This window comes from Micrococcus sp. iso_26 (assembly GCF_056172975.1).
Genome location: NZ_CM149652.1, coordinates 2,382,606 through 2,404,203, shown reverse-complemented (window position 1 = coordinate 2,404,203; position 21,598 = coordinate 2,382,606). Strand labels below are relative to the sequence as shown.

23 protein-coding genes are annotated in these 21,598 nt (G+C 75.7%); 10 read left to right on the top strand and 13 right to left on the bottom strand.

The genetic code is table 11. The features are described 5' to 3' along the window. Window positions 1-7 precede the first annotated feature (7 nt). Entirely contained in the window at window positions 8-1,270 is a 1,263-nt protein-coding gene (locus AC0VX0_RS11190; protein ID WP_020624713.1) for an NAD(P)/FAD-dependent oxidoreductase, read from the bottom strand. Between the two features lie 74 nt (window positions 1,271-1,344). Here AC0VX0_RS11190 and AC0VX0_RS11185 point away from each other — a divergent pair, with 74 nt between their 5' ends. After that, the gene (locus AC0VX0_RS11185; protein ID WP_020624714.1) at window positions 1,345-2,112 is read left to right on the top strand and encodes a sulfite exporter TauE/SafE family protein; all 768 of its coding nucleotides are present in this window, start codon (window positions 1,345-1,347) and stop codon (window positions 2,110-2,112) included. Between the two features lie 21 nt (window positions 2,113-2,133). On the opposite strand, the gene AC0VX0_RS11180 is transcribed toward AC0VX0_RS11185, so the two are convergent. Beyond that, entirely contained in the window at window positions 2,134-2,742 is a 609-nt protein-coding gene (locus AC0VX0_RS11180) for a TetR/AcrR family transcriptional regulator (protein WP_020624715.1), read from the bottom strand. A gap of 72 nt (window positions 2,743-2,814) precedes the next feature. On the opposite strand from AC0VX0_RS11180, the gene AC0VX0_RS11175 reads away from it, so the two are divergent. Genes AC0VX0_RS11175 through AC0VX0_RS11165 form a run of 3 tightly spaced genes read left to right on the top strand, consistent with a single transcriptional unit; the run spans window position 2,815 to window position 6,626 of the window. Then, the gene (locus AC0VX0_RS11175) at window positions 2,815-3,600 is read left to right on the top strand and encodes an ATP-binding cassette domain-containing protein (protein ID WP_043279211.1); all 786 of its coding nucleotides are present in this window, start codon (window positions 2,815-2,817) and stop codon (window positions 3,598-3,600) included. Then, complete coding sequence (locus tag AC0VX0_RS11170) at window positions 3,600-6,059, top strand: YhgE/Pip family protein (protein ID WP_020624717.1); 2,460 nt, start codon at window positions 3,600-3,602, stop codon at window positions 6,057-6,059. Before AC0VX0_RS11175 ends, AC0VX0_RS11170 begins: the two co-directional genes overlap by 1 nt. Window positions 6,060-6,065: 6 nt before the next feature. Beyond that, entirely contained in the window at window positions 6,066-6,626 is a 561-nt protein-coding gene (locus AC0VX0_RS11165; protein ID WP_020624718.1) for a GNAT family N-acetyltransferase, read from the top strand. Window positions 6,627-6,638: 12 nt separating this feature from the next. Here AC0VX0_RS11165 and AC0VX0_RS11160 read toward each other — a convergent pair whose 3' ends face one another. After that, window positions 6,639-7,169: an SgcJ/EcaC family oxidoreductase gene (locus tag AC0VX0_RS11160; RefSeq protein ID WP_020624719.1), complete on the bottom strand. Its 531-nt coding sequence runs from the start codon at window positions 7,167-7,169 to the stop codon at window positions 6,639-6,641. 29 nt (window positions 7,170-7,198) lie between these two features. Beyond that, window positions 7,199-7,339, bottom strand: coding sequence for a hypothetical protein (locus tag AC0VX0_RS11155; protein WP_017488522.1), 141 nt, complete (start codon window positions 7,337-7,339; stop codon window positions 7,199-7,201). Window positions 7,340-7,650: 311 nt separating this feature from the next. Here AC0VX0_RS11155 and AC0VX0_RS11150 point away from each other — a divergent pair, with 311 nt between their 5' ends. The 3 genes from AC0VX0_RS11150 to AC0VX0_RS11140 are packed head-to-tail and all read left to right on the top strand — an operon-like array spanning window position 7,651 to window position 9,814. Then, window positions 7,651-8,901 carry a polysaccharide deacetylase family protein gene (locus AC0VX0_RS11150; protein WP_020624720.1) on the top strand — a complete coding sequence of 417 codons (1,251 nt, stop codon included), beginning with the start codon at window positions 7,651-7,653 and terminating at the stop codon, window positions 8,899-8,901. A 10-nt stretch (window positions 8,902-8,911) separates the two neighbouring features. Beyond that, window positions 8,912-9,466, top strand: coding sequence for a TIGR03086 family metal-binding protein (locus AC0VX0_RS11145; protein ID WP_020624721.1), 555 nt, complete (start codon window positions 8,912-8,914; stop codon window positions 9,464-9,466). Between the two features lie 39 nt (window positions 9,467-9,505). Beyond that, a complete protein-coding gene (locus AC0VX0_RS11140) occupies window positions 9,506-9,814 on the top strand; it encodes a hypothetical protein (protein ID WP_036314546.1) in 309 nt (102 codons plus the stop codon). A gap of 17 nt (window positions 9,815-9,831) precedes the next feature. Here the strand turns inward: AC0VX0_RS11140 and AC0VX0_RS11135 are convergent, their stop codons facing one another. The 4 genes from AC0VX0_RS11135 to AC0VX0_RS11120 all read right to left on the bottom strand — a co-directional run bounded on the left by AC0VX0_RS11135 (window position 9,832) and on the right by AC0VX0_RS11120 (window position 13,640). After that, complete coding sequence (locus AC0VX0_RS11135; RefSeq protein ID WP_216886137.1) at window positions 9,832-10,629, bottom strand: TVP38/TMEM64 family protein; 798 nt, start codon at window positions 10,627-10,629, stop codon at window positions 9,832-9,834. Between the two features lie 172 nt (window positions 10,630-10,801). Beyond that, window positions 10,802-11,659 (bottom strand): GTP pyrophosphokinase, encoded by an 858-nt coding sequence (locus AC0VX0_RS11130; protein ID WP_119217684.1) that lies wholly within the window; start codon window positions 11,657-11,659, stop codon window positions 10,802-10,804. Between the two features lie 65 nt (window positions 11,660-11,724). After that, window positions 11,725-12,180, bottom strand: coding sequence for an acyl-CoA thioesterase (locus AC0VX0_RS11125; protein WP_060974353.1), 456 nt, complete (start codon window positions 12,178-12,180; stop codon window positions 11,725-11,727). Next, the gene (locus AC0VX0_RS11120) at window positions 12,177-13,640 is read right to left on the bottom strand and encodes an FAD-binding oxidoreductase (RefSeq protein ID WP_239074307.1); all 1,464 of its coding nucleotides are present in this window, start codon (window positions 13,638-13,640) and stop codon (window positions 12,177-12,179) included. Before AC0VX0_RS11120 ends, AC0VX0_RS11125 begins: the two co-directional genes overlap by 4 nt. 86 nt (window positions 13,641-13,726) lie before the next feature. Here AC0VX0_RS11120 and AC0VX0_RS11115 point away from each other — a divergent pair, with 86 nt between their 5' ends. The 3 genes from AC0VX0_RS11115 to AC0VX0_RS11105 all read left to right on the top strand — a co-directional run bounded on the left by AC0VX0_RS11115 (window position 13,727) and on the right by AC0VX0_RS11105 (window position 16,666). Continuing rightward, a complete protein-coding gene (locus tag AC0VX0_RS11115) occupies window positions 13,727-14,389 on the top strand; it encodes a GNAT family N-acetyltransferase (protein WP_020622112.1) in 663 nt (220 codons plus the stop codon). 1 nt (window position 14,390) lies between these two features. Beyond that, window positions 14,391-15,761: a glutaminase A gene (gene glsA, locus AC0VX0_RS11110; RefSeq protein WP_020622111.1), complete on the top strand. Its 1,371-nt coding sequence runs from the start codon at window positions 14,391-14,393 to the stop codon at window positions 15,759-15,761. A gap of 125 nt (window positions 15,762-15,886) precedes the next feature. After that, window positions 15,887-16,666 carry a Pr6Pr family membrane protein gene (locus tag AC0VX0_RS11105; RefSeq protein WP_100058928.1) on the top strand — a complete coding sequence of 260 codons (780 nt, stop codon included), beginning with the start codon at window positions 15,887-15,889 and terminating at the stop codon, window positions 16,664-16,666. 123 nt (window positions 16,667-16,789) lie between these two features. On the opposite strand, the gene AC0VX0_RS11100 is transcribed toward AC0VX0_RS11105, so the two are convergent. From AC0VX0_RS11100 to AC0VX0_RS11080, 5 genes are all read right to left on the bottom strand, one after another. Continuing rightward, window positions 16,790-17,455 carry an SDR family oxidoreductase gene (locus tag AC0VX0_RS11100; protein WP_041104097.1) on the bottom strand — a complete coding sequence of 222 codons (666 nt, stop codon included), beginning with the start codon at window positions 17,453-17,455 and terminating at the stop codon, window positions 16,790-16,792. Window positions 17,456-17,553: 98 nt separating this feature from the next. Continuing rightward, complete coding sequence (locus AC0VX0_RS11095) at window positions 17,554-18,609, bottom strand: siderophore-interacting protein (protein WP_041104096.1); 1,056 nt, start codon at window positions 18,607-18,609, stop codon at window positions 17,554-17,556. Next, on the bottom strand, window positions 18,606-19,475 hold the full coding sequence (locus AC0VX0_RS11090) for an ABC transporter ATP-binding protein (protein ID WP_101965884.1): 870 nt from the start codon (window positions 19,473-19,475) through the stop codon (window positions 18,606-18,608). The genes AC0VX0_RS11095 and AC0VX0_RS11090 overlap by 4 nt, the downstream gene beginning before the upstream one ends. Beyond that, window positions 19,472-20,542 carry a FecCD family ABC transporter permease gene (locus AC0VX0_RS11085; protein WP_078025656.1) on the bottom strand — a complete coding sequence of 357 codons (1,071 nt, stop codon included), beginning with the start codon at window positions 20,540-20,542 and terminating at the stop codon, window positions 19,472-19,474. The genes AC0VX0_RS11090 and AC0VX0_RS11085 overlap by 4 nt, the downstream gene beginning before the upstream one ends. Beyond that, window positions 20,539-21,594, bottom strand: a complete 1,056-nt coding sequence (locus AC0VX0_RS11080) for a FecCD family ABC transporter permease (protein WP_434783867.1) — start codon at window positions 21,592-21,594, stop codon at window positions 20,539-20,541. Before AC0VX0_RS11080 ends, AC0VX0_RS11085 begins: the two co-directional genes overlap by 4 nt. Window positions 21,595-21,598 lie beyond the last annotated feature (4 nt).

Here is a 21,598-nt window from a genome sequence, read left to right as displayed (position 1 = left end):
CAGTCTGTCATGCAGGGTCGGGACGGCCCCGGCCTTCGCCCACGGCATCCCGGCCCGCCACCAGCTCCCGCCCGCGCTCGTAGTCCTCGTCCGCGTTGTAGGTCAGCACGCCCACCACGCGGTCCTGCGCGTCCGTGTACCAGAGAGTGAACCCGCCGGTGCGCTCCACCATGCGGGCCTGCTCGTGGCCGTCGCCCCACGCGGCGTGCTTGAGCGTGTGCTCGCCGATGGTGCTCCAGAACCCGGGCACGGCCTCCCACCGCCGCAGGGACTCCGGGTCCGCCGTCGCCGCGTGGGCCAGCACGGAGGCCTGGCCGGCGCCGCCCGGCACGCCGACCTCGGTGCGGGCCGCGTTGTGCCCGGCGACCTCGCCCATGCCGAGGGCGTCGCCCCAGTGCTCCACGGGGATCGGCCGGCCGGCCACGGCGTGGTGGGCGCGGGCCACGTCCCCGGCCACCCACACGCCCGGCGCCGCCGCCAGGTGCTCGTCCGCCACGATCCGCCCCTCGTGCATGGTCAGCTCGGAGTCCTCGAGCCACCCGCCCCCCGGCTCGACCCCCACCGCGGCGAGGATCAGGTCCGGGGCGAGCGTGGCGCCGTCGTCGAGGTGGACGGTGCGCGGGGCGCGCACCTGCCCCACCCGCACGCCGGTGCGCAGCTCGACGCCGGCGCCGATCAGCCACTGCGCGATCCGATCGCCCGCCTCGCGGCCGAGCCGCTTCTGCTGCGGCACCTCGTCCGGGGTGACCAGCGTGGTGGCCACCCCGCGCAGGGCCAGGGAGGCGGCCGCCTCGCAGCCGATGAACCCCGAGCCGATCACGACGGCGGAGCGCGCGTGCCCGGCGGAGGCCACCAGGCGGCGGGCGTGGTCGAGAGAGCGCAGCAGGTGCACCTCGGCGTCGTCGTCCGCGACGGGCAGGGGCTTCGGGTGCGCGCCGAGGGCGAGGATCAGGCGCTCGAAGCGGACCGGCTCCTCGCCGACCCGCAGCGTCCGCGCGGCGAGGTCCGCGCCGGTGACGGTGGTGCCGCGGCGCAGCTCGACGCCGTCCGGCAGCTCCTCCCCGGCGATCGGCGTGCCCTCGGGGGCCGCCATGCCGCGCAGCAGCTCCTTGGACAGCGGCGGACGCTCATAGGGGTGGTCCACGTCCGAGGTGAGCATGAGGACGGGGCCGGGTCCCCCGGCGTCGAGGTAGGCGCGGGCGGCGCTGGCGCCGGCGGGGCCGCTGCCCACGATCACGAGCGGGTACGGGGTGGAGCTGTGCTGGGCCATACGGCCAGCATGCGCACCCGTCACGGGCGGGCGCCAGGGCCGACGGGCACCCCCGGCTCCGGCATACTGCCCGCATGGACCCCTCCCTGGTGTGGCTGCCGGCCGTCGTCGCGCTGGCCGCGATCACCCTGGGCGGCACGCTCCAGCGGGTGAGCGGAATGGGTGTGGGCATGATCGCCGCACCCACGCTGTCCCTGCTCCTGGGCCCGGTGGCGGGGGTGACGCTGTCCAACGTGGCCGCCTCGGTGTCCGCGGTGCTGCTGTTCGCGATGCTGCACCGGCATGTGGACTGGCCGCGCTTCGTCCGCCTCGCGCCGTTGCTCGTGACCGGCTCGTTCGCGGGGGCGTGGGCCGTGCGGGTCCTGGACGCCCACGCACTCGAGATCCTCCTGGGGTCCTCCGTGCTGGTGGCCGTGGCCGCCGTCCTGGGCCTGCAGCAGCGCTTCACCGCCCAGGGGGACGGGGCCGTGTTCGCCTCCGGCGCCGTCGCCGGGTTCATGAACACCACCGCGGGCATCGCCGGGCCGGCGCTCGCGGTCTACGCGGTGGCGAGCCGGTGGGACCAGCGCTCGTGGGCGGCCACCCTCCAGCCCGTGTTCCTGCTGGCCAATCTCACCTCGCTGGTCACCAAGTCGCTGTTCGGCGCGGCCGTGCCCGCGGGGCTGCACGTGCCGTGGCCGGTGTGGGTCGCCGTGGTGGTGGGCGGCCCGCTGGGTGTCCTGCCCGGTTCGGTGGTGGCCCGCCGGGTGGACCCCGCGAAGGCGCGCGTCCTCGCGATCTGCCTGGCCGGCGTCGGGGGCACGCTGGCGCTGGTGCGCGGTGTGGCCGGCACCCTGGGCTGAGGCGGGGCCGGCGCGCAGGCGTCAGGGCAGGAGGGAGCGCACGGCCGCGGCCAGCGTGTCCCGCACGTCGTCCACCGTCAGGTCCTCCGGGGCCAGGTGCCGCTCGACCGACAGCGTGTGCACGAGCATCAGGAGCATGGCCGCAGTGTGTGTGACCTGCTCGTCCGGGACGTCGGCCAGCACGCGGTGCTCGCGCAGCAGGCCGGCCAGGAAGTCCCGCCGCCGGACGGTCAGCGTCCGGTAGGCTCTCCCCACGGCGGGCTCGCGCAGGCCCACGGCCTGGAACTCGTGGAGGAGCAGGGGCCAGGAGCCCGTGGTCTCGAGCACGACGTCGGCCAGGGCCTCCGCCACGCGGGCCACCAGGTCCTCGCGCGGCAGGTCGGGGTCGTCCAGGGCGTCGGCGACGCCGTCCATGGCTCGGGTGGTCGCCCGCTCGAACTGGACGGTGCAGGCGGCGGCGAAGAGGTCCGGCTTCCCCGCGAAACCGGAATAGACGGCGCCCTTCGTGTAGCCGGCCTCCGCCGCGATGCGGGCGAGGGAGGAGCGCGCGTAACCCTCCCGTCCGAACACCCGAGCCGCGTGGTCGAGGATGGCCGCGCGGACATCCTCGCGGCGGGGTCGGGTCGCCATGTTGCCCTCTCGATGCCGATGGTATTGAATACCGATGGTATTGAATCCGCCTCGACTCGGCAAAGAGGGCCCATGTCTTCCACTCCCACCGACGCCGATCACCATGGCCCCGGGCCCGCCCCCGACCCGGCGCACCTCGACGACCTCCCGCCCGCCACCCTCGTGGCGCGCGGTCTGACCCTGCGCGGCAGTCGCGGGCCGGTGTTCGGCTCCCTCGACCTCGTGCTGCCCCCGCAGACCCACCTGGCCGTGCTCGGAACCCAGGGCTCGGGCCGCTCGGCCCTGCTGCTCGCCCTCACGGGGCGCCTGCAGGGCGTGCGGGGCGAGCTCGTGCTCACCGGCGGCCCCGTGGACGTCGCACTGGACGGGCCGGAGCGGCCCGCCGCCCGCGCGTACCGGCCCCCGATCGACGCCGCGCGCCACCCGCACGCCCTGCGCGCCCGCACCGCCGTCGCCCACACCACCGACGTGGTGGAGCTCGAGCCGGCGCTGACCGCGGCCGAGGTCGTGGACGAGCGCTGTCTCACCGACGGCGTGCGCCGCCGCGCCGGCCGCGCACGCTTCGCCCTCCTCGCCGACGCGGTGAGGCTGACCGTGGCGCCGGAGGCCGTCGTCGGGGAGCTGTCCGCGCCCGATCGCGCGCTGCTGGCCGCCGTCGTCGCCTGCCTGCGCCCGGCCCGCCTCGTCACCTTCGACGACGTGGACGCCACCCTGACCCTCGATCAGCTGGTCGCGCTCCACGCGGCCCTGGACGTCCTCAAGGACCACGGCCACCCGTTCGCGGTGAGCGCCGTGGCCTCCGCGCCCGTGCCGCGCGACGCCGTCGTCCTCACCCTGCCCCCCGTCCGGGAGAACTGATGCTGTTCCGCTACGAGCTGCGACGCTTCCGCCGTGGCCTGCCCCTGCTCGCCCTGCTGTTCATCTTCCTCGTCCCCGCCATCTACGGCGCCCTCTACCTGTCCGCGAACTGGGACCCCTACGGGGCCATGGACCGTCTGCCGGTGGCGATCGTCAACGAGGACGAACCCGTCCAGCGCGGCGACACCACGCTGCGCACCGGCGCGGACATGACCGAACGCCTCAAGGACGACCGCGCCTTCGACTGGCGCGAGACCACGCGCGAGGAGGCCGAGGAGGGACTGCGGGAGGGCCGGTACTACCTCGTCCTGGAGATCCCCGCCGAGCTCAGTCGTGACCTCGTCAGCCCCGAGGGCGGCGGGACACCGCGGCAGGCGCAGATCACCCTGCGCCGAGACGACGCCAACGGCTTCGTGATCGGCTCCGTCACGAACGCGAGCCAGGCCAAGGTCGAGGCCGCCGTGAACCGGTCCGCGATCGAGGCGTACTTCGAGGCCGTCTTCTCCAGCCTCGGCGAGCTGCGGTCGGGCATGGTGGACGCCGCCGACGGCGCCGCGCAGCTGGCCGACGGCACGGCCTCCGCGGAGGACGGCGCGAGCCAGCTGGAGGACGGGATCGTCCAGGCCCACGACGGCTCGGGCAAGCTGGCCGAGGGCGCGGGCCAGCTCGCCACGGGTGCGGGTGACCTCGCGGACGGCGCCGCCCAGGCCGACGACGGCGCCCAGCGACTCGCCGAGGGCGCCGCATCCGCGCAGGACGGGGCCGGCCGCCTGGCCGACGGGCTCGACCAGGCGCGCGAGGGATCCCAGGCCCTCGCCGACGGAGCCGGGCAGCTCGCCGAGAACGCCCCCGCCCTGCGTCAGGGCGCCACGGACCTCTCCGACGGGCTGGCCCAACTGCAGACCGGATCGGCCGAGCTCACCGACGGCGCCACGCAGGTGGCCGACGGCACCCAGCAGCTCTACGACACGGTGATCCCCGGCCTGGACCAGGTGATCGAGCGGCAGGACGCGGTGGCCGCCGACGTCGCCGCGGTGGACGAGGACGTCCAGCGGGTCGCCGAGGTGGCCGGCACGGCCGAGGACGGCGCGGGCGCCCGCATCGCCGACGCGCAGGCCGCCCTGGCCGAGCTCGCCGAAGAGGACCCGACGCTCGCCGAGTCCGAGCAGTACGCCGCGCTCCAGGAGGCGCTCACCGGCGCGGACGAGCGGGTGACCGCCGTCGCCGGCCGCGCCGAGGAGGCCGCCGCGACCTCCGCGGCCGCCAACGAGCGCGTCCAGGGCTTCGTCGAGGACGACGTCGCCGCCTCCGCCAAGGCGGATCTGACGGACCTCAACGACGGCGCCCACGCCGTGGCCGCGGGCGCGGAGAAGCTGCAGGGCGGGATCGGTGAGGCGAAGGACGGGGCCGACTCCCTCGCCGACGGCGCCGGGAAGTTCGCGGACGGCCTCGAGCAGCTGGGCTCCGGCGCGACCGAGCTCGACGGCGGCCTGGCCCAGCTCCAGGACGGCGCCGGGGAGCTGCAGTCCGGCCTCGGCGAGCTGACGGACGGGGCGACCACCCTCGCCGAGGGCAACGCCGCGCTCCACGACGGGGCGCTGACCCTGCAGGACGGTGCGGGGCAGCTGGAGTCCGGCGCCACCGAGCTCGACGGCGGCCTGGCCCAGCTCCAGGACGGCGCCGGGGAGCTGCGCGCCGGCCTCGGCACCCTCGACGACGGCGCCCACGAGCTCGCCTCCGGGCTCTCCGACGGCGTCGACCGCGTCCCCGCCCTGACCGAGGACGAGCGGGACGAGGCCGCCCTGGTGATGTCCCGGCCGGTGGAGGCCGTGATGCAGGTGGACAACTCCGCGGAGGTCTACGGCCGCGGCATGGCGCCGATGTTCTTCTCCATCGCGCTGTGGGTGTTCGGCATCGCCGCGTTCAACATCATGCGGCCCATCAGCGGGCGGCTGCTGGCCGGGCGCCGCAACCCGGTGGCGATCGCGCTGGCCGCGTGGCTGCCCGTGGGCATCGTGGCCGTGGGCGGCGGCCTGCTCATGCTGGCCGCCACGCTGCCGCTGGGCCTGGCCCCCGTGCACCCGGTGCGGGCCGTGGCCCTGACGGTGCTCGTGGCCGTGGTGTTCTCCCTCATCGCGCACCTGATGCAGACGGCGCTCGGCACCCCCGGTTCGGCGCTGCTGCTGGTCCTGCTGGTCCTGCAGCTGGCCTCCACCGGCGGCACCTACCCGGCCGAGGTGCTGCCCGGCTTCTTCCAGGCGCTGCACCCGTTCATGCCGATGAGCTACTCCATCGAGGCGTTCCGCAACGCGATCTCCGGCGGTCCGGACCAGCGCTTCTGGGTGCCGGTGGTCGTGCTGATGGGCATCGGGGCGGCGGCGCTCGCCCTGGACGTGCTCGTGGTGCGGCGCCGGCGTCGGTTCCGCATGAAGGACCTGCACCCCGCGCTGCAGGCCTGAGCGGGGATGACTTCCGCACCCCGCGCCGCCGTCGTCCGTCCGGCCCGCCCCGAGGACGCGCCCGCGATCGCCGCGATCGCCGCGGCCACCTTCCCGGACGCCTCCCCGGCCTCGCTGCCGCGTGCCGCGGTGGAGGCGCACATCGCGTTGCACCTGAGTGAGGCCGCCGTGGCCGCGTGGATCGCGGACCCGGAGCGGATCGTGCTCGTGGGCGCCGCGGCCGACGCCCCGGAGACCCTGCTCGGCTACGCCATGTACGAGACCGCCGCGGCCCCCGAGGCACCCGTCACGGAGCGGCTCGGCGACGTGCCGGCCGGCCACCTCTCGAAGCTGTACGTGCTCGCCGAGGGGCGCGGCACCGGGCTGGCCGAGGCCCTCGTGCACGACGGCGTCGAGCGGCTGCGGCGGCTGGGGTTCCGGCACGTGTGGCTCGGCACGAACGCGCAGAACGCACGGGCCAACCGGTTCTACGAGCGCCTCGGCTTCGAGACGGTCGGGGCGCGGCAGTTCGTGGTCGGCGGGGAGCGGGTCGAGGACGACTGGGTGCGGCTGCTGACGGTGGCGTGAGCCGGTCGCCGCTCAGCAGGCCTCCGGGCCGTCCGGGTCCTCGTCGGGGTCGAACCACGCGGACGGGTGATAGTGCACCGCGGCGAGCCCCTCGTCGTCGGCCAGGTGGGTCTGGGCCCCGGGCACGGAATCCGTGTTCTGCCCGGCCACCGCCTCCCACGCCCCGGTCTCGGTGCGGCGCACCACGAGCAACAGGACGCCGGTGCGCTCGCCGGCCTCGTCGCCGTCGGGCGCGGTCTGCCCCGTCATGGTCCACGGCGCGTGCACCACTGCCACGTCCCCGAGCTCCCGCACCCGCACGCGCCCGAGCTCGAGCCGCGAGTGCGGGAACATCCAGCGGAAGCCGAGCGCGTGGTTCACCCGGATCTGCCGACGCCGCCTCCACCACACGCCCACCACGTTCACGAAGTCCGCGTCCTCGGCGAACAGCTCGGCGAGCGCGTCGGCGTCGGCGGCGTTCCAGGCGGCCGCGAAGGCTTCGGCCACCGCGGCGGGGCCGGTCGGTCGGGCCGCGACGTCGGCGGTGGGGTCCGCGGGGGACATGGCTGCTCCTGGATCGGGGAAGGGCGGGTTCAGCGGGCGGGTCCGTAGGCCAGCGTCAGCACGACGGCGGCGAACAGCACCGCCATCACGGCCAGGACCGTGAGCACGGCGCGCAGGGCCGCACGCGTGCGCGGGTCGGCCGGGGGCGGTGCATCCGGACGTCGGGTCACGCTCGCCAGTGTGGCACGCGGCACGGCGCGAGGGGCGCGTGCGTCGGCGCGCGTCGAAGGCGCCTCCCAGCCGGGGCTCAGTCGACGCTGAAGCTGCGGATGTGGTTGCTGAACACGAAGCGGTCGAACACGGTCCGCGCCGAGCTCGGGTCGTCCGCGTGACCACTCTGGGCCGTCTACGGCGGATCGAGCCCCGCCGCCGGCCGGCCTCCCATGCCCGGCCGGTTCCCACCTCCGCCCGCCCGCCCGGCAGGGGTGGTCCCGGGCCGGGCGGCCTTGGGATGATGGGTGCCCCCGGAGAAAGGTGCCCGATGCCCCCGCCCGTGCCGCAGCCGACCCGCCGACAGATGCTCCTGGCCGGTTCCGCCCTGCTCGGATCGGGACTGCTGGCCGCCTGCGGGCAGGACGGGGAGGACGCGGCGTCGTCGTCCGTGCCGACCTCGTCCGCGCCCACCTCCGCCGCCCCCGCTGGTCCGCCGCCCGCCGGCGAACCGGTGGCCTGGTCGGACGTGGCCCGGGTTCCGCACCTGTTCTTCCACTCCCTCGTGGTGGACCCGGCCCGCGCCTTCGACGGCGACGACAAGGCCGGCGGCTATCTGGACTTCATGGTCACGGTGGACGAGTTCGACGCCGTCATCCGGCAGGTCTACGAGCGCGGTTACGTGCTGGTCTCCCCGCACGAGCTGTACGAGGTGGGGGAGGACGACGTCGTGCGCCCGAAGACCCTCATGGTCCCCGAGGGCCGGACCCCGCTGATCCTCTCCCTGGACGACTGCTCGTACTACCTCTACATGGACGGCGACGGCTTCGCGGACCGCCTGATCGTGGCCGAGGACGGCCGCGTCCGCAACGAGTACACGGACGCCGAGGGCACCACGCACGTCGGGGCGTTCGACGTCGTCCCGCGCCTGGACGACTTCCTCGCCGAGCACCCGGACTTCAGCCTCAACGGCGCCCGCGGCGTGCTGGCCATGACCGGCTACGACGGCGTGTTCGGCTACCGCACCTCGGCCCGCGAGTTCGGGGACAGCCCCACGTTCGACGCCGACGTCGCGGCCGCCACCGAGGTCGCCGACGCGCTCAAGGACAGCGGCTGGGAGTTCGCCTCCCACACGTGGGGCCACCGGACGGTGCCGAAGCTGACCATGGAGGAGCTCGAGTTCGACATGGGGCACTGGCACGAGGAGGTCGAGCCGATCCTCGGCCCCACGGACATGCTCATCTACCCGTTCGGCGCGGACGTCACCGGCCCCGGCACGTACACGGAGGACAACGAGCGGTACCGCTACTTCCGCGAGCTCGGCTACCGCTCCTTCTTCCTCGTGGACGGCACCTCCAAGGCGTGGGGCCAGCTCGAGCCCGGCTACTACCGCGGCTCGCGCATCAACGTGGACGGCATCAGCCTCGCCGCGGCCGTCTCGGGCGAGCGGCCCGTGCTGGAGGAGTTCTTCGACCCCCGGTCCGTCCTGGACCCGGCCCGCCCCGAGTCCATCCGCGGCCCGAAGAAGCCGAGCCCGGCGCCGTCGTCGCCCGCCGCGGCCCCGAGAACCCCGCGACCCTGAGGAGAGCACCATGTCCATCCCCGCCACCGAGGTCGAGGCCCGCTGGAACGCGGCCGCCGAGCCGTTCACCGCCGTCGTCCGGGAGGTGCGGGACTGGGACGCCGCCACCCCGTGCGAGGGCTGGGACGCGCTGGACCTGCTGGACCACGTGATCGCCGGCCAGCGCGACTTCGCCGCCCGCCAGGGCCGTGAGGTGCCCCTCTTCGACGGCTCCCGCCAGCAGATGGCCACCCAGTGGGCCAAGCACGCCGCCGCCATGTCCGCCCTCGCCGGTGACGAGGAGTTCATCCTGCGGCCCATGAAGACCGCGCTCGGGGAGATGCCCGTGGGTGAGGCGTTGATCCGCTTCCACGCGTTCGACGTGATCGTGCACCGTTGGGACCTGGCCCGCTCGCAGGGCGTGGACGCGCGGTTCACGGACGCGGAGATCGACTGCGTGGAGGAGTCGCTGGAACTGTTCGGCGACGCCGCCTACACGCCCGGCATCCTGGGCGAGCCCGTCCCCGTGGCCGACGACGCCGACCGGCAGACCCGCCTGCTCGGTCGCCTGGGCCGTCGGGGCTGAGACCAGGGCAGGACCCGTCCCCGCACCCCAGGAGGCACCGTGAGCGAGTCCACCGGTTTCAGCGCCGCGGAGCAGGCCGCGATCGCCGAGCGCGCGCAGGAGCTGCGCGCCCAGCGCGGCGGCAGGAAGAAGGCCGACGCCCTGCAGGACCTGCTGGTGAAGATCGAGGAGATGCCCGAGCAGGACCGCGCCATGGCGGTGGGGGTGCACCGGATCGTCACGGAGGCGGCCCCGGAGCTCGAACCCCGCACCTGGTACGGCATGCCCGCCTACGCGCGCGGCACGGACGTGCTCGTGTTCCTGCAGGTCAGCAGCAAGTTCGGCGTGCGGTACACAACCCTCGGCTGACGTCCGGCGCAGAGTGGTCACGACACGCCGCGTCGCGCACGCGGAGACGGCGTGTCCTGACCACTCCGCGGGCTTTCCGGCCCCTCCGAGCCCGCCGGCCCCTCCGCGGCCCGGGCTGCCCGTCGCCAGCGCCGCACCGCCCACAGGGTCAGACCGCCCACGGCGAGCCAGCCCACCCCGAGCAGCACGCCGTTCACGACGCCCGGGCGCACCGCGAACGCCCCCATCGCCACGAGGGAGAGCTGCCCGGGGATCACGCCGACCGCGGTGGAGCCGGCGAAGATCCCCAGCGGCACGGCGAGCGCGCCCGCCCCGTAGTTCACGGGCCAGTACGGCAGCCCCGGGGCGACGCGCAGGGTCAGCAGGGCGAGGAACCCGGTGTCCTCGAGCCGCCGCTCCACGGTCTCGGCGTGGCGGCCGAGCCAGCGCAGGGCCACCTCGCGCCCGACCGCGCGCGCGATGCCGTACGCCCCGAGCGAGCCCAGCAGGGCTCCGACGACGGACAGCACCGTCCCCTCGATCGCGCCGAAGAGCACACCGGCGGTGACCGCCATGATCGTCACGGGGATGGGGGTGAGCGCCACGGCCGCGTACAGCACGGTGAACGCCAGCCAGCTCCACCAGCCGAAGCCGTCCAGTTGGGCGCGCAGCTCGTCCACACCGGGCAGGCGCACGGTGAGTGCCAGCCACACGAACGCCGCCACCACGAGGACGAGGGCGGCGGTGCGCAGGATCGACACCCCGCGGTGCCCGGTGCGGGCGGGCAGGGTGGAGGCGGCGCCGGAGTCGCGCGGCGGCACGGCGGTGGAGGGCATCGGCTCAGGCTACCGGGAGTCGCCCCGCCCCGTTCCGTCAGCATGTCCTCCCCGGTCTGCGGCCACGCCCCGCGCTGCTTCGGTGGATCACACGCGTGTGACTCATCCACACCTGTGGACAACTCTGTGGAGAACCCTGTGCACGCGGCCCGCCGGGTGTGGACGGAGGGGCTCAGACGGTGGACGCGCCGGGCGCGTCGTCACCCGGCCGCGCCTCACCCGGACCCGCGCCATCCGGCCCCGCCGCCGGCTCGTCCTCGAAGGCGGGACCGCCGTCGTCCTCCCAGGCCGCGGCGGCGTCGTCGTCCCTGTCGGTCTCCTGCACCTGGTCATGCAGCCGCTCCATGCGGGTGTCCAGATCCGCGGCCACGCGGGCGGCGGCCACGAGCTCGGTCGCGATGTCCGGGGGCACGCCGCCGTCGAACTTGTAGTTGATCTTGTGCTCGAGCGTGGCCCAGAAGTCCATGGCGCTCGTGCGGAACTGCATCTCCACGGTCACCGGGATCGTGCCGGTGGACAGGTGGATCGGCACCTGCACGAGGCAGTGCAGGCTGCGGTAGCCCGAGGGCTTGGGCCGGGAGATGTAGTCCTCCACCTCGAGCACCCGGATGTCCGGCTGCTGCGTGAACTGGCGGAACACGCGGTACACGTCCCGGGCGAAGCTGACGATCACGCGCGCCCCGGCGATGTCCGTGACGTTGGTGCGCAGCGCGTCCAGGTCCAGGGACAGCCCGCGGGCGGAGGCCTTGCGCAGGATCGACTCCGGCGACTTCACCCGCGTGACGATGTGCTCGATGGGGTTGTAGTCGTGCAGGTGCGTGAACTCGTCCCGCAGCACCTCGAGCCGCGCCTCCACCTGGAGCAGGGCCGAGCGGTACTCGAGGTCGAAGCGCTCGACGTCTCGGCGCAGCCGCTCCAGCGCCCCTGACGCCGCGGGGGTGAGCTGCGTCAACTCGGACACGGGGGTGCCGCGCAGCGCCTCGACGTCCGCCGAGGGCGCGGGCGCGTCCGGGGAAGGGTCCTGCTCCATGGCCTCAGAGCCTACGGCGGGATCCTGCGAGACGGCAGGCCGTCCACAGGCCCGACGGCGGCCCGTCAGTCCTCGGCGGGGATCAGCACGCGCTCGAAGGCGGCGCGCTCCTCGTCGGAGACGGCCACGGGCCGCCCGGCCGCCGGGTCCACCTGCACGAACACGGCGTCGCACAGCACGCAGCGCCGCCCGTCCTGCCACAGCTCGTGGCGCAGCGTGAAGGACGTCCGGCCGATCCGCAGGATCCACACCCGCGCCGTCACCTCGGGCCCGGCGTAGACCACGGGCGCCTCGTACTGGACCTCCATGGACCGCACGACGCGCTGGACGTCCGGGGACGCCGTCGTCGTGGCCCACGCGGCCAGGGCGCGCACGCGCGCCTCCTCGGCGAGGGTGAGCAGGCGGGCGTTGTTGACGTGGCCGTAGCGGTCTTCGTCGGACCAGCGCAGCTGCAGCCCGACCTCGAACGGGGTCGGCGTGCCGGCGTCGGCGGGGGTCTCGGGGGTGGTCGGCTGCGTCACGGGGTGAACACCTTTCCTGGGTTGAGGATGCCGTGCGGGTCGAACACGGCCTTGATGCGCTGCTGGAGGTCGTGCTGGGCGTCGCCGAGCTCGTCTCGCAGGAACGCGCGCTTGAGCAGGCCCACGCCGTGTTCGCCGGTGAGCGTGCCGCCGAGTTCCAGGCCCGCGCGGAACAGCTCGCCGGCGGCCTCCCACACGTCCGCCGGGATCGACGCGGCGTCCTCGGCCGCGCCGCCCACCTGCGCCGCCGCGCCGAACAGCAGGATCGGGTGCAGGTTGCCGTCCCCGGCGTGGGCCGTGGTGGGGATGGCGACGCCGGTGCGTGCCTCGATCTCACGGATCCGCGCGAACATCTCGGCCATGCGGCTGCGCGGGACGGCCACGTCCTCCACGAGCGGGGTGCCGAGGCGCTCGAGCGCGGGGAACGCGGTGCGGCGCAGGGCCATGAGGGCCTCCCCCTCGGCGGGGTCCACGGTCACGGTGACGTCCCCGCCGTGGGCGCGCATGAGGGCGGCCATGGCCTCCCCGTCCGCCTCGGCGCCGGCGCCGTCGGCCTGCACCAGCAGGAACGCGCCGGATTCGGGCAGGGCGGCCCCGCGCTCGGGCCCCGCGTGCGCGCGCACCGCGGCGAGCGTCGCCTCGTCCATCAGCTCCATCAGGGCGGGCACGTGACCGGCCCCGGTGATCGCCTCGGCCGCGGCGGCGCCCGCGACGACGTCCGGGAAGAACCCGCCGAGCGTCACGGGCACGCCGCGCACGGCCGGCCGCAGCGCCAGCGTCGCGCCCACGATCACGCCGAGCGTGCCCTCCGAGCCGATCATCAGCGCGACCAGGTCGTAGCCGGTCACCCCCTTGACGGTGCGGTGGCCCAGCCGCAGCAGGGTGCCGTCCGCGAGCACCACGTCCAGGCCCAGCACCGCCTCGCGCGTGACGCCGTACTTGGCGCACAGCAGCCCGCCGGCGTTCATCGCGATGTTGCCGCCCACCGTGGAGATGTCCTTCGACGCGGGATCCGGGGCCCACCACAGCCCGTGCTCGGCGAGCGCGGCGTTCAGCGCCCCGTTGAGGATCCCCGGCTCGACGACGGCCACGCGGTCCGCGGGGGAGACCTCCAGGATCCGGTCCATCGCGGTCATGTCCAGGACGATCTCGCCCGCCCCCGCGACGGCGCCGCCGGCCAACCCCGTGCCCGCTCCGCGGGTGACCAGCGGGGTGCGGGTCCCGTGCGCGATCCGGCACGCGGCCTGCACGTCCTCCACCGTCCGCGCGCGGACCACGGCCAGCGGCGCGGCGGGGGAGCGATGCCCCGAGCGGTCCGCCCGGGCGGCCTCGAGTGCGGCGGCGGAGACGTCCACGCGGCCGGGCAGCTCCGCCTGCAGGCGGGCGACGACGTCGGCGGGCGGGGCGTCCGCGGCAGGCGGGGCGGCGCGGGTCGGGTCGAGGGGTGCGGAGGAGTCCATGTCCACCAGTGTCGCCGATCACACGGGGTGGAACGTGCGTCGGCCGGTCCGATGACGCGCCCGGCCCCGTCCCTAGACTGGCGACCATGACCTCCCCGGACCCCGCTGCGCCGCGCCCCCGCGTCCACGTGCTCACCCTGCGCCCGGGTGGAGCCCGCGAGGACACCGCCCGCCGCGTGGGCGCCGTCCTCGCCGAGGCCTTCGCCACGGACCCGTACACGCTCGGGCTCGTGCCCGAGGACCGGCGCGAGGCCCGCCTCGAGCGCAAGTTCACCGCCGCCGTGCGCCACGGGCTGCGCGCGGGGGCCGACGGCGCCCCGCTCGGCGCCGTGGACGTCGCCGTGGACGCCGACGATGGCACGCTGCTCGGCGCCGCCGTGTGGACCTCCCCCGCCGCCCCCCGCGGGGTCGACGTGCCGGGCCTGCTGGCGGGGCTGCCCACCGCGGTCGCCGTCCACGGCCGCCACACCCTCGCCCTGAAGCGGATCCAGGCCGCCTGCGAGCGTGCCCGCCCGGCAGGCCGGCACTGGTACCTTGAGGAGGTCGGCACCGTCCCGTCCGCCCGCGGGCGCGGGGCGGCGAGTGCGCTGGTGCGCCACGGCCAGCGCCGCGCGTCGGGTCTGCCCGTGCACCTCGAGGCGTCCGTGCCCGCCACCGTCCCGTTCTATGAGCGGCTCGGCTTCCGTGCGACCGGCCACGTGCCCGTGCCCGGGGGCGAGCCCCTGACCTGCCTGCGCTGGGAGGCCTGAGATGAGACACCCGATCCCCGACTACCTGGCGAGCCTGATCACCGAGCTCGGCGCCGTGAACCCGGGAGAGACGGCCCAGTACATCCCCGTGCTCGCGGAGGCGGACCCGGACCGCCTCGGCATCGCGCTGGCCACCCCCACCGGGCGGCTGCACTCCGCGGGGGACGCGGACGTGGAGTTCACCATCCAGTCCGCGTCCAAGCCGTTCACGTACGCGGCCGCGCTCGTGGACCGGGGCTTCGCCGCCGTGGACCGACAGGTGGGGCTGAACCCCTCGGGCGAGGCCTTCAACGAGCTCTCCCTCGAGGCGGAGTCGCACCGCCCGGACAACGCCATGATCAACGCGGGCGCGCTCGCGGTGCACCAGCTGCTGGTGGGGCCGGAGGCGAGCCGGAAGGAGCGGCTGGACCGGGCCGTGGAGATCATGTCCCTGCTCGCCGGGCGTCGGCTCGCGGTGGACCGGGAGACGTACGAGTCCGAGATGGCGGTCTCGGACCGCAACCTCTCCCTGGGGCACATGCTCCGCAGCTACGGGGTGCTGCAGGACTCGGCCGAGGAGATCGTGGCCGGGTACGTGGCGCAGTGCGCCGTGCTCGTCACCGCCAAGGACCTCGCCGTGATGGGCGCGTGTCTGGCCACCGGGGGCATCCATCCGATGACGGGTGAGCGCGTGCTGCCGTCCATCGTGGCGCGGCGCGTGGTGTCCGTGATGACCTCCTCCGGCATGTACGACGCCGCCGGGCAGTGGCTCGCCGACGTCGGGATCCCGGCCAAGTCCGGGGTGGCCGGCGGTGTGCTCGGCGCGCTGCCGGGCCGCGTGGGGATCGGCGTGTTCTCGCCGCGCCTGGACGAGGTGGGCAACTCGGCGCGCGGCGTGCTGGCGTGCCGCCGCCTCTCCGAGGACTTCCGGCTGCACCTCATGGACGGCGACAGCCTGGGCGGAACCGCCGTGCGCTTCGTGGAACGCGAGGGTGACCGCGTGTTCCTGCACCTGCAGGGCGTGATCCGGTTCGGCGGCGCCGAGGCGGTGCTGGACGCGCTCACGGACCTGCGCACCGGTGCGGAGAAGCCCGGCACCGGCTGGGACGCCGCCGTCTACCCGCGGTGGCAGGAGGCCGCGGCGGACAGCGCGGCGCTCGCGGCCGCGACCGGCGGCGGGGCGGTGTACGAGGCCGCCGCCGTGGCCGCCCGAGATGAGAACGACGGGCCCATCCGCACCGTGGTGCTCAACCTCACGCGGGTGGACCGGATCGACGACGTCGGCCGGCGGCTGATCGCCGAGGGCGTGCGCCGGCTGCAGGCGGACGGCGTGCGCGTGGAGGTCGAGGATCCGGAGCGCATCCTGCCGCTGGAGGAGGCCGGCGCCCACTGAGGCGGCGGGGCGGGCAGGAGGGGGGGCGTGGCGGTGCTCTCCGTCTCGCTCCCTTTCGTTCAACTGCTGTTCATGTGACAATGGGCGGTCTCATCCCTTGACCCCGCTGTTCGAGGACGACCCCCATGCCCCTTTCCACCCTCCGCGTCAGCCTGCCCTCCCTCCGCCGCACCCGCCCCGCCCCGCAGGGGGTCCGTGGGCGGATCGCGCACGCCGTCGTGTCCCGGCTGCAGCCGCGTCCCGTGCCGCCGGTGGACCGTCGGACCCGCCTGGCGTGGCAGGTCTCGGGGGCACTGCCGCTGATCGGGTGCCTGACCTCGTTCCCCATCGGGATGTCCAAGGACTCCATGGTGATCCCGGGCGTCGGCTATCAGGGCGGGTTCCCCGCGGGCTGGTCCCACGCCCTCAACCAGCCGGCGTACTTCACGTGGCTGTCCAACGCGCTGGTCGCGGGCACGTCGCTGACGCTGGCCGCGCGTCGTGAGGCGCCCACGTCGGACGCGTTCTGGGCCGTGCGCACCGCCGGACTCGGCTCGGTGATGGTCACGGGGATCGTCTACAACGCGGTGCTGCGCGGCCGCGAGCAGGACACCTTCCTCTACCGGTTCAACGACGCGCTGCAGCACATCGTCAACCCCGTGCTCGCCCCGGCGGTGTGGGCGCTGTGCGACCCCCGCGGGCAGATCACGCCGCGGCGCGCCGGGCTGGCCTCGGTCATCCCGCTGATGTGGGCGGCGGCGACCATGGCGCGCGGGCCCCGCATCGACTGGTACCCGTACCCGTTCCTGGACGTGCCGCGGCTCGGCCGACGCAGCGTGGGCGTCGTGCTCGCCGGGATCCTGGCCGGCTTCACCGGGCTCATGGGCGTGCTCGGCACCGTGGACCGCCGCCTCGGCCCGGCCTGAGCGAGGGCGGTCCCCGGCGCTTTCGAACGTGAGAGAGGGCCTATCTCACGTTCGAAAGCCCCCATTCGCCCCCTTTCACGTTCGAAAGCGCGGGTGGGAGGGGCCGACGACGGCGGCGGCGCGTCAGTCGCCGCGGACGGCCTCGGCCACGGGCACGTCGCCGTCCACGAAGTCGATCTTCCGGCCCACCGTGCCCGGCTCGCTGAGCACGGCCACGATCGCCCGGGCGACGTTGCCGCGGCTGGCCCCACGCTGCGGGGCATCGGAGTCGGAGAGGTCCGGGTCCACGGTGATGCGGCCGGACGGCTCCTCGTCGGTCAGGGCGCCGGGACCGAGGATGGTCCAGGCCAGCCCGGAGTCCCGCAGCGCCTCGTCCGCCTCGGCCTTGGCCTGCGCGTAGGTGTAGAAGGGGTCGTCCTCGGGCACGTCGTGGTGCAGGGACGCGCCGAGGTAGGACACCATCACGTAGCGCCGCACGCCCGCGGCCTCGGCGGCGCGCATGCTGGCGACGGCGGCGTCGTGGTCCACGGCCCGGGTGCGCTGGGCGTCCCCGCCGCCCGCGCCCGCGGAGAACACGACGTTGTCCGCGTCGCGCAGCGCGTGGAGCAGCTCCTCCTGGTCCGCCTTCTCGATGTCCAGGACGAGCGGTTCGGCGCCGGCGGCGCGGACGTCCTCGGCGTGATCGGGGTTGCGGATGATCGAGACGACGTCGTGGCCGGCCTCCGCCAGCAGAGGTGCGGCGAGCAGGGCCACCTTGCCGTGGCCGCCGATGATCACGGTGCGGGTCATGGGAATCTCTCCTTCGGTTCGATCGGGTGCTGAACTCCCACAGTAGGGAGAGCCCGACGCCGGTGCGAGGGCGGAGCGGCGCTCCACCACCCCACTCCTCAGCTCTCCGCCTGGCCCTCCCGCCAGTAGCCCATGAAGGAGACGTGCTTCTTCGGCACGCCGCCGGGGCCCACGCTGAGCCGGCGCAGGGCGCGCACCATCGCGGACTCCCCGGCGAGGAACACGTAGGCCTCGGGCCGTTCGTCGGCCTCGAGGGCGGCGACGGTCCACTCGCGCTCGACGGAGGCCGCGGGCGGCGCGACCGGCCCGCCGGCGTCGTCGGGGTCCACGCCCAGCAGGGCGGCGAGGCGGGCGTGCGCCCAGGACCCCGACGGCGCCCCCGGCGCCCGGCGGCCCACGTGCAGGCGCACGCGGCCCCGGTCCGTCAGCTCCGTCACGGCCCGCCAGTCCCACGGCTCGGGGACGGCCAGGCGCTCGGCGATGAGGTCGGCGGCCTGCCCGTCGTGGGGCAGCTCGAGCACGAGGTCCGCCTCGCCGTCGAACCCGCCGAACGGGTCCGCGAGCTCCTCCGCCACGGACACCAGGGCGGGGACGGCGGTCTCGTCGCCCACGGCCAGCACACGGTGCGCCCCCGTCTGCCGCCAGCCGGACCACGCCGGCGCCTCCGCCGAGGGCACCAGCACGTTCACCGCGTCCCCCGCCTGGACGGCGCGCGCCCAGCGCAGGCCCGGCCCCTGATGCGGGTCGGCGGGGTCGTCCGGGTCGCCGTGCAGCACCACGTCCACGGTCAGCGAGGGCACCTGCCGCCCGTCGAGCCGCACGAGCCCGGCCGAGCGCACCGTGTACGTGCGCATCCAGCCGCGCTCCTCCTCGGGGATGGCCAGGAACCCGGCGCGGAACCCGGCGGACAGGTCCGGGTCCGCCGACGTCCCGCCCGGCGGGGGGATCAGCAGCTTCACATAGGCGTCCCGGCGCGGCCGCGCGCCCCGGTACAGGGCGTGCAGGTCGGCGACGCCGGGCGGCAGCAGTCCCAGCAGGTCCCCGCTGGCGGCCTCCAGGTCCGGGCCCGCCAGCACGATCCGCCGGAACCCGCGGCACGGCTGCTCCACGGACACCACGCGCGTGTGCGCCACGATCATGCCGTCGGCGCTCATCGGCGGTCCCCGTCCCCCCGCGGCAGCACCACGGGGTGGCCCAGCAGCGGGTCGGCCACCACGTCCGCGTCCAGGCCGAACACCTCGGCCAGCACCTCCGGCACGATCACCTCGCCCGGCGTGCCCTGCGCCACCACCCGGCCCGCGGCCATCGCCACGATGTGGTCCGCACTGCGCGCCGCCAGGTTCAGCTCGTGCAGCACCGCGACGACGGTCGCCCGGCCCTCGCCACGCGGGTCCGGGAGCGTGCGCACCAGGTCGAGCACCTCCACCTGATGGCTGAGGTCGAGGTAGCTCGTGGGCTCGTCGAGGAGCACCACCGGGGTCTGCTGGGCGAGCACGAGGGCGAGCCACGCCCGCTGCCGCTGCCCGCCGGAGAGCGTGCCGGCCTCGCGCTCGGCGAGCTCCACGAGGTCGGTGCTCTCGAGCGCCGCGGCGACCGCGGCGTCGTCGCCGGCGGCCCGGCCGCCCAGGAGCCCGCGGTGCGGGTGACGGCCGCGCGCCACGAGCTGCGCCACCGTCATGCCCTCGGGCGCCACGGGATGCTGGGGCAGCAGCGCCACGGTGCGGGCGTAGTCGCGCGCGGACACGCGGGCGGCGTCCCGACCGAGCACCTCGATGCTCCCGGCGCGCGGGGCGAGCTGGCGGGTCAGGCCGCGCAGCAGCGTGGACTTGCCGCAGCCGTTGGCGCCGATGATCGCGGTGACGCGCCCGGCGGGCACGTCCAGGTCGAGGTCCGCGACGATCGGCGGCGCCGAGGCCGGGCCGTAGCCGAGCGTCAGGCCGCGCAGGCGGATCGCGACGTCGTCGGCGGCCCCGGCGCGCGGTGCGGCGGGGGACGGGACGGTGAGCGGGGGAGCGGTCATGCGGAGCGCACGCCTCCTGGGGTCCGGCCCTGGCACAGCAGCAGCCAGAGCATGAGCGGGGCGCCGGCGGCGCCGGTGAGCACACCGGTGGGCAGGGCGGCGCCGGTGAGCAGGGGGACGGCCTCACCGGCCACGAGGTCCGCGAGCAGCACGAGCGCGGCGCCCGTGAGCGCCGCCGCGGGCAGGGAGGGCAGGCCACGGGTGAGCCCGCGCGCCACCGGGGTGGCCAGCAGCGCCACGAACGCCAGCGGCCCCACGACGGCGGTCGCCACGGCGGCCAGCACCGCGCCGAGCCCCAGCGCCGCGGCCGAGGTGGGACGCGGCCGGGCGCCGAGGGCGTGCGCGAGGTCCGGGCCGACGTCGGCGGGGGCCAGCCGCGCGTGGAGCACCCCCGCCAGCGGCAGGGCGACCACGAGCACGCCCGCGAGCAGCGCGATGCGGCCCCACGTGACCCCGTTGAGCGAGCCGGCGATCCAGACGGTGGCCGACTGCAGGTCGTGCTGGGCCAGCGAGAGCATGGCCCCGGCCACCACGGCCTGGCCCGCCGCCGCCACCGCGATGCCGGCCACGACGAACCGCTCGCCCCCCACCGAGCGGGCCGTGGCGAACACGGCGACCACCGCCGCGAGGCCACCGATCAGTGCCGTGGCGGCGCGCATCAGGTCCGATCCTCCGCCGGTCTGCCCGGCGGTCGCCAGCATCCCCAGCACGACCGCCGCCGCGGCGCCCTGGGTGACGCCCAGGATGTCCGGCGAGGCCAGGGGGTTGCGCAGCGTGCGCCGGTAGAGCGCGCCGGCCGCGCCCAGGGCGGCGCCGGTGAGCACTGCGGCCACGGCGCGGGGCAGCTTCTCCTCCAGCACGATGAAGCTCGCTCCCGGGATCGTCTCCCCGCCCAGGATCCGCACGAGGTCCGGGACGGTCACCTGGTACGTGCCCCACACCACGCGCAGCAGGGCGAGGACCAGCACGGCCACGGCGAGGCCCGCGCAGGCCCCTCCGAGGCGGCGCCGGTCGGCGCGGCGCAGGCGGGCGACGACGTCGTCCGGGGCGGTGCACTGGAGGCTCATGCGGCCACCCCCGGGCGGCGCAGCAGCGCCAGCAGCACGGGCACGCCGAGCAGGACGGTGGTCACCCCGAGGTGGATCTCCCCGGGCGCCACGACGAGCCGCCCGGCGAGGTCCGCGAGGATCACGAGGACGGCGCCCCACAGGGCGCAGCCGACCATCAGGGCCCGCGTGCTCGGCGGCCGCAGACGGCGCAGCGCGTGGGGCACGAGCAGTCCCACGAACCCGACCGGCCCGGCCAGCGCCACCGCCGCGGCCGTGAGCAGCACGACCGCGCCCAGCAGCACCGCGCGCACCCGCTCCGGGCGCCCGCCCAGGCCGTGCGCGAGGTCGTCGCCGAGGGCGAGGGCGTCGAGCCCGGGGGCCACGGCGACGGCGGCGAGCAGCCCGACGGCGATGACGGGTGCCAGGGCGAGCGCCTCGCCGAGGTCGGCGCGGGCCACCGTGCCCACGGCCCAGAACCGCAGTCGGTCCTGGACCGTGGGGGAGAGCACGAGCAGGGCCGTGGTGCCGGCGGTGGCGCCGGCGGTGAGCGCCGCGCCGGCCAGCACGAGCGCCATGGGGGAGGGGGCGCCGGGCGTCCGGCCACTCCGTGTGGCGGCCGCCGCCACCGCGTAGCCGAGCGCGGCCGCGACCAGCGTCCCGACGGCGGCCAGCGCCAGCACTCCGAACGTGGACCCGGCGACGCCGAGCGCCATGCCCGCCGCCACGGCCAGCCCCGCGCCGGCGGAGAGCCCGAGCAGCCCCGGGTCGCCGAGCGGGTTGCGGGTGGCCCCCTGCAGGGCGGCGCCGGCCACGGCCAGCGCCGCCCCCACCAGCGCCCCCGTCACCACGCGGGGCACGCGGGAGGCCACGGCCGCCGCCTCGATGCCCTCCGGCACGGGGTGCCCGGTGAGGACCGCGCCCAGGGTGTCGAGCGCCGTCGTCGCCGGCACGGTGCGCGCGCCGAGGGCGACGCCGGCCACGAGCGCCGCCAGCAGCAGCGCCGCGGGCAGGGCGCCCATCAGCACGCCCGCGCGGACGCGGGCCGGGGAGGCCAGGGCCGTGGACGGCATGGGG

Coding starts and splice junctions, on each gene's coding strand:
- AC0VX0_RS11190 (WP_020624713.1), bottom strand. CDS start 1,270: ATGGCCCAGCACAGCTCCACCCCGTACCCGCTCGTGATCGTGGGCAGC.
- AC0VX0_RS11185 (WP_020624714.1), top strand. CDS start 1,345: ATGGACCCCTCCCTGGTGTGGCTGCCGGCCGTCGTCGCGCTGGCCGCG.
- AC0VX0_RS11180 (WP_020624715.1), bottom strand. CDS start 2,742: ATGGCGACCCGACCCCGCCGCGAGGATGTCCGCGCGGCCATCCTCGAC.
- AC0VX0_RS11175 (WP_043279211.1), top strand. CDS start 2,815: ATGTCTTCCACTCCCACCGACGCCGATCACCATGGCCCCGGGCCCGCC.
- AC0VX0_RS11170 (WP_020624717.1), top strand. CDS start 3,600: ATGCTGTTCCGCTACGAGCTGCGACGCTTCCGCCGTGGCCTGCCCCTG.
- AC0VX0_RS11165 (WP_020624718.1), top strand. CDS start 6,066: ATGACTTCCGCACCCCGCGCCGCCGTCGTCCGTCCGGCCCGCCCCGAG.
- AC0VX0_RS11160 (WP_020624719.1), bottom strand. CDS start 7,169: ATGTCCCCCGCGGACCCCACCGCCGACGTCGCGGCCCGACCGACCGGC.
- AC0VX0_RS11150 (WP_020624720.1), top strand. CDS start 7,651: ATGCCCCCGCCCGTGCCGCAGCCGACCCGCCGACAGATGCTCCTGGCC.
- AC0VX0_RS11145 (WP_020624721.1), top strand. CDS start 8,912: ATGTCCATCCCCGCCACCGAGGTCGAGGCCCGCTGGAACGCGGCCGCC.
- AC0VX0_RS11135 (WP_216886137.1), bottom strand. CDS start 10,629: ATGCCCTCCACCGCCGTGCCGCCGCGCGACTCCGGCGCCGCCTCCACC.
- AC0VX0_RS11130 (WP_119217684.1), bottom strand. CDS start 11,659: ATGGAGCAGGACCCTTCCCCGGACGCGCCCGCGCCCTCGGCGGACGTC.
- AC0VX0_RS11120 (WP_239074307.1), bottom strand. CDS start 13,640: ATGGACTCCTCCGCACCCCTCGACCCGACCCGCGCCGCCCCGCCTGCC.
- AC0VX0_RS11115 (WP_020622112.1), top strand. CDS start 13,727: ATGACCTCCCCGGACCCCGCTGCGCCGCGCCCCCGCGTCCACGTGCTC.
- glsA (WP_020622111.1), top strand. CDS start 14,391: ATGAGACACCCGATCCCCGACTACCTGGCGAGCCTGATCACCGAGCTC.
- AC0VX0_RS11105 (WP_100058928.1), top strand. CDS start 15,887: ATGCCCCTTTCCACCCTCCGCGTCAGCCTGCCCTCCCTCCGCCGCACC.
- AC0VX0_RS11100 (WP_041104097.1), bottom strand. CDS start 17,455: ATGACCCGCACCGTGATCATCGGCGGCCACGGCAAGGTGGCCCTGCTC.
- AC0VX0_RS11095 (WP_041104096.1), bottom strand. CDS start 18,609: ATGAGCGCCGACGGCATGATCGTGGCGCACACGCGCGTGGTGTCCGTG.
- AC0VX0_RS11090 (WP_101965884.1), bottom strand. CDS start 19,475: ATGACCGCTCCCCCGCTCACCGTCCCGTCCCCCGCCGCACCGCGCGCC.
- AC0VX0_RS11085 (WP_078025656.1), bottom strand. CDS start 20,542: ATGAGCCTCCAGTGCACCGCCCCGGACGACGTCGTCGCCCGCCTGCGC.
- AC0VX0_RS11080 (WP_434783867.1), bottom strand. CDS start 21,594: ATGCCGTCCACGGCCCTGGCCTCCCCGGCCCGCGTCCGCGCGGGCGTG.